The following is a 5,107-nucleotide window of genomic DNA, read 5'->3' on the forward strand; positions in this document are numbered from 1 at the left end:
TGCTCGGAGTAGTTCTTACGGGCCATAGTTCTCAATCTTCTCGCTTCTCCAGCAGATGCTGGATTCAGCGTGTCCAAGAACCGGGGTCAGGGCCCGGGGTTGAGAAACGTGGGCGACCGACGTCGCTATCACCTTCTGGACCGTGGCTGCTGTCATGACGATTTTCAGCAGCTTCGGCTAGCGATCATGCGATCCTGTAAGTAGCGTCAGTCAGATTTGTGCCTGACACAAGGTCGGTTGCCGGCACCTAAGAGTGCGAGTTCGTGGGCTTGATCTCGACCGTGAGCCCGCCCCAGGGGCAATGGTGCTCGGATGCGGAGTTGTCGTCGTGGCACTGGTTGTCGTCACGGCCTTGTTTGGAAGCGAGGCCACGAGCGATCGGGCATTCCATCTGCTTCGGTGGGCAAGGGGTGCGCCCAGCCGGCCTAGCCGCCACGCGCCTCGTTCATCCATGGTGCTCGCGGAGCGCATCCGGCCAACTTAGGCCTGCGTGGGCCTACCGATCCAGTGAGTCGTTGACCTGGCCTCGCGGCCGACAGCGGTGGTACCGGCATGGCGATCCACCTCGTCATCCAATCCCTCGCTCAGGCACGCGAGCTCTGGGGCGAACAAACCGCAGCCGCCAGATGGGATGTGGCCACCCTGCGCCCATCCTCGGCGGGTCCGCCCAAGCCCGCGACCTCCAAGATTTAGCTGCCGTGTGCGGCAACCCGCCGATCGGGATATCCGGACCTGGTCGACACGGTCACCGTGAGCGCCAGGCCCATTCTTCTGGCTCTGCTGTAGAACTGCCGAACGGTGCCGATGATGCTGTGCTCGACAATTTGGATCCAGTCTCGTGGTTCCTGTCGATTGGTTGAATCAGCCGAAGTAGGCCGCGAGCCCGCCGAGGACGAACAGGACGACCCAGCAGCCAAGGACGAGTGCCGGAGCCGCAAAGCCCCTGGGACCGCCCTTCACCATCGCGGAGACGTTCGAAATCATGCAGGCGACGACGGCCGCGGAGATGGCACAAAGCCAGCTGAACGCGAGCTGGTTCATGTCCGCGTGGACAATCGGGTCGAGGTGCTTGGTGCCGCGCAGCGGAATCAACAGCAGTCCGCTGGCGATCCAGAGGAACCAGATCCAGCCCGCGCCCCTGAACCATGTCAGGCGGGCGGCAAGCACTGGGATGGCGATCAGCCAGGGGACGGCGCCCCAGCCAAATCCCGCAACTCGCAATGCAGTCACGTCGTGATCCAGAAGATTCCCGACCGCGGCGATCACTGCCGGGCCGGCGGCAAGCGAGGCAGCAAGGATTGGCATCACAACGATCATCGCGAGCACGCCGTTGCGGCCGTAGATCCGCCCCAGACCTTCTTCTGGAGGCGTACTCACGAGACACGCCTGCACAGGAGGGTGCCCCAGACGTCGCCGAAGCAGTCTTCGTAGCGTCCGGTGCTCTCAATGAAGAAGCCCGAATCGATCACCAGGAGCTCGAACTCACCGGGCCGCCACAGCGATGTGAAGCATGTCGATGAGAGCTCGTCGCCGACGCCCTCTCGCACGCTGACCAAGAACAATCCGTTGGCGCGCACAGCCTCGCGAGCCTTGGCCAGGACCCCGGGGAGCAGGGGGCGGTCCACATGGATCAAGACGCACATCGCGACGATCGCGTCGTACCCGCGCTCGCTCGGTGCCACAAGATCGTCTGTGATGACGTTGAGAAGGTGGGCCTGGTGGCCCCGTGCGGTCTGGAGATCCAAGAATGCCTGAGATGCGTCTGTGCGACGCACATGGCATCCAAGTGACTCGAGGTAGTCGGCATCGCGTCCGGCGCCAGACCCAACCTCGAGGATGCGGGCGCGCGTCCCGGCGGCGTTACGCAGCCGCTGTAGCCACTGGCAGCGGTCAGGATCAGGTTGGTCTCCAACCCGGAGCGCGTACTCACCGGCATAGTCCTCGTACATGCGTAACGTTCTCGCATTGAGCGTGCCAGAGATCGCGTTGTCAGACATGCCGACAACGCTCGCTCTAAGCTTGCCGATCAGCTATTGGGCATCTGCCGTAATTGCCGTTCGGCAGGCGCCGACAGTCCGCGCTCAGGCCCAGCCCGCGCCGCGAGCATCTCGGAGCATCCGCTGACGGCGCCAGGTGCCGCTCGTGCAGGAGGCGAGCTGACCGCCTGTACATGGGTAGCTGTCGATGACGGAAGTCTTGCGACACGTGTCTCGAGCACGCGCACGAGATAGGGCGAATGCCCGATGGACGGCTACTTGGTTTATACCAAGACTGCTGCGGGCAGGGCCGCTGTGGAAACCGCCACAGCGCCGAGCTTCGATGATGGGAGAGTTCGATGATGGGAGAGATCGGGCCGTGAGGTCTGGTGATGCATCTGTATACACAACTCTGGAATCCACTCGCACTGCGCCGCAGCCAGACGTGAAGCCGGCAGCGAGGTCTGGAAAGCGGATTCGGCGGTCACAGTCGGGATCGACTGTCTCCTTGCTTGGATCCAACTTCGCTGAGATCGCGTCTCGTGGTCGGCTGACGACGATCCGCCCGCTGCTGCCATCTGTGCTGGCGGCTGTGGCCGTCGGCGCACTGGTTACTGCGTGCTCGACCGGTGACGTCGCCGGGCCAGGTCTCGCTTCCAGCACGGCGCGCGTTACCTCATCCAGCTCCACGCCCGTGCAATCGCTGGCGCCGAGTCCGGTCACGATCAGCGAGCCCCACCTCAGCACGCCGGAGGAGGTACCGGGAGCAGAGGGTATGGTCTACGTTCCTCGAGCCGCGATGGAGGGATCGGGAGCAAAGGGCATGCTCTTCATCCCCCGGGCCGCGGCTGGCTCAGGCACGATCGGTGCGTACCTCAAGCCACTTGCTGTCGCCTCCGCGGAGCGGTATCTCATGCGCGACCAGTTCCCCAAGAGGATGCGAGGCCCTGAGAACGTCGCCCCGCACCTCAGAAAGGGAACATCGCCGCGATGAGTGCCGATCTGCGGCACCTTCGCGGCGATGTGTTTGACCGTGCGCTCTTCCAATGGAGCGCCTTCCAGCCGTTTCTTGGCCAGAACGTCCGTGGTCGACGACACCGCATGCTTCCCATAATCCCGCCTCGGTGCGTACGAGATTAAGACATGACAGTTCGTCTGTATCGTGGGCCGGCCTATGGGCGAGCTGTCGATGACTACCTCCGTAGCTCAACGGGTCAACTCGTACCGCTCGGCGCCGATCCGATACTTCCGATTGACTGGTTTGCAGAGGAACGCGTCAACGACATCGCGAATGCCGTCCGTGGCCTGATCAGGCAAGTGAGTGGAATGCATCCGCGAGAGGCGTTGGATGACGCGTCGATCGACGTACGCCTGACGAGCCTGCCCGGCGACGACTTCAAAACACTCTTGGAGAGTGGAGAGGAGTTGACCAGCGATGCCCTGCCGATCCAGCTCGACATCGGCAGGGCCGTGACTGTCCGCATCGTAAGTGCAGTTCCGGCGGCGGCAGCGTTCACTCGCGATGACATCGTCGCCGTGGCGCGTAAGAGTCTCCCGCGAGGCCTCAGCGTCGCGGGCGTCGAAATTCAACAGTGGATCAGCGCCAAACAACTTGTGACGGTCGAGATGCGGCTTAGTCAGAGGGGGCGTCTCATGCTTGGAGAGGTCGTCCGCGCAAGCGAGCATCTGATTAGTGCCCTTGCTGTTGCCGATCTCGACGCTGCCCGCGCATTTTCGTTGGTGACCGGAGGGCGTGTCGACCTCCTCCTGGGCCTACGCGAGAGCCAGTGGCTAGAGGTGAAGCGCGACGCGTATCGGCTGGACGATCGCGCTTCGTGCATCGAGGCCGCGCAGGATGTGGCGCGGCTTGCCAACGGTGGGACGTCCGCTTTGCTCCTGTGCGGCGTGAAAGCCAAGCGGCTGCCGGGCGGCGGCGAGCGAATCACTCAGATCGCACCGTTCTCCGCGGCCGTCGCGCAAGCGCGTCGACTGCGAAGTGTCCTCGACAACTACGTCTATCCGCAGGTAGCCGGACTGCAAGTCACCTTCGTGACGCTCGCCGAGACCGCCGACGGTGTCCTCGCTATCTACGTACCACAGCAAGCAGCAAGACTGCGACCGTTCCTCGTTCACGGCGCCATCGCCGCCGGCAAGACCGAGGGTGCCTTCATCTCCATCGTCAGCCGGCGCGACGATGATTCCGTCCCGATCACCGCAGCACAGATCCATCCATTCCTCGCTGGCGCACTCGCTCAAGACCCCGAGGATGAGATGGATCATCTCGACGACAGCAGGCAGGCAATGAGCAGAGGACTGGTCCTGACGCCGAGGCATCATCCGAGCCAGTACGCCGACCCTCTTGAGTTCCGCTGTGATGCCAGCGCCCTCTGCCTCCGAGTCGTTCAGGTGCTCCGGCCCACCTTGCCTGCGCCCTTCAAGATCGAGCCACGGCATCGCAAGCGCTTTCTCACAGAACTCAACGTGGATGAAACTCTACCGTGGGAACACTCCATAGGAAGCCATCAGTCGACGACACACGCCGTGTTCATTCGCCGACTGAGCCACGACGAATCGCACCGACTGACGCTCACAAAGGCGTCTATTTCGGACCACATCCTGGTCATCGCGGACGACGTCATCCTGAAACACCAGGACGCGGAGCTGACCCTTGCCGACGTCGTGGACCGGTGGACACGATTGCTCAGGCGCTGTTCCAGCGACTTGCGAGGAGCGGTTAGCCTGGTGATCCCCGGAACCACCATGGTCGATGCCATCGAGATCCATATCGAGCCACGCGGCGCGCTTCCTAGTGGCCGAACCTGGACCATCGGGGACTTTGTCGACTTGACTCCGCTCGGCGCAGGCCGCGATCGCGGCCCGACCCAGGGCGCGTCAGCCTGGCCGTCCTCGTGGCTCACCAGCGGCGCCGAACGATCATTGGCCCTCGAGGCGCTCCGCGACAATGCACACGACTGGGGATACCTGGACCCCGACCCCGCGATGACTCAGTTCGGATGGCAAGCAGGGTGAGGGCCTCGGGCCTTACCCCCGGTTCGTGGACACGGTGGTGGATTACGCCGCTGACGGGAGGGTAGCGGCGGTGCTGGTTTCGTAGGTGAGTGGGGACTGGT

The 5,107-nt window shown here is 63.4% G+C and carries 3 protein-coding genes and 1 pseudogene; 2 read left to right on the forward strand and 2 right to left on the reverse strand.

Annotated features, from left to right (window positions below):
* Positions 1–540: 540 nt before the first annotated feature.
* Positions 541–693: pseudogene (locus tag ABZX12_RS42705) on the forward strand (TraM recognition domain-containing protein); the annotation flags it as partial.
* A 168-nt stretch (positions 694–861) separates the two neighbouring features.
* Here ABZX12_RS42705 and ABZX12_RS42710 read toward each other — a convergent pair.
* Both ABZX12_RS42710 and ABZX12_RS42715 read right to left on the reverse strand, forming a co-directional pair.
* Positions 862–1,377, reverse strand: a complete 516-nt coding sequence (locus ABZX12_RS42710; RefSeq protein ID WP_355701215.1) for a hypothetical protein — start codon at positions 1,375–1,377, stop codon at positions 862–864.
* Complete coding sequence (locus tag ABZX12_RS42715) at positions 1,374–1,997, reverse strand: methyltransferase (protein WP_355701216.1); 624 nt, start codon at positions 1,995–1,997, stop codon at positions 1,374–1,376. The genes ABZX12_RS42710 and ABZX12_RS42715 overlap by 4 nt, the downstream gene beginning before the upstream one ends.
* 1,122 nt (positions 1,998–3,119) lie before the next feature.
* Here ABZX12_RS42715 and ABZX12_RS42720 point away from each other — a divergent pair.
* A complete protein-coding gene (locus ABZX12_RS42720; RefSeq protein ID WP_355701217.1) occupies positions 3,120–5,006 on the forward strand; it encodes a hypothetical protein in 1,887 nt (628 codons plus the stop codon).
* The last annotated feature ends 101 nt before the right edge of the window (positions 5,007–5,107 follow it).

The sequence above is a fragment of the Kribbella sp. NPDC003505 genome (assembly GCF_040610875.1).
In the GTDB taxonomy this organism is placed as follows: domain Bacteria; phylum Actinomycetota; class Actinomycetes; order Propionibacteriales; family Kribbellaceae; genus Kribbella.

Coding starts and splice junctions, on each gene's coding strand:
- ABZX12_RS42715 (WP_355701216.1), bottom strand. CDS start 1,997: ATGTCTGACAACGCGATCTCTGGCACGCTCAATGCGAGAACGTTACGC.
- ABZX12_RS42720 (WP_355701217.1), top strand. CDS start 3,120: ATGACAGTTCGTCTGTATCGTGGGCCGGCCTATGGGCGAGCTGTCGAT.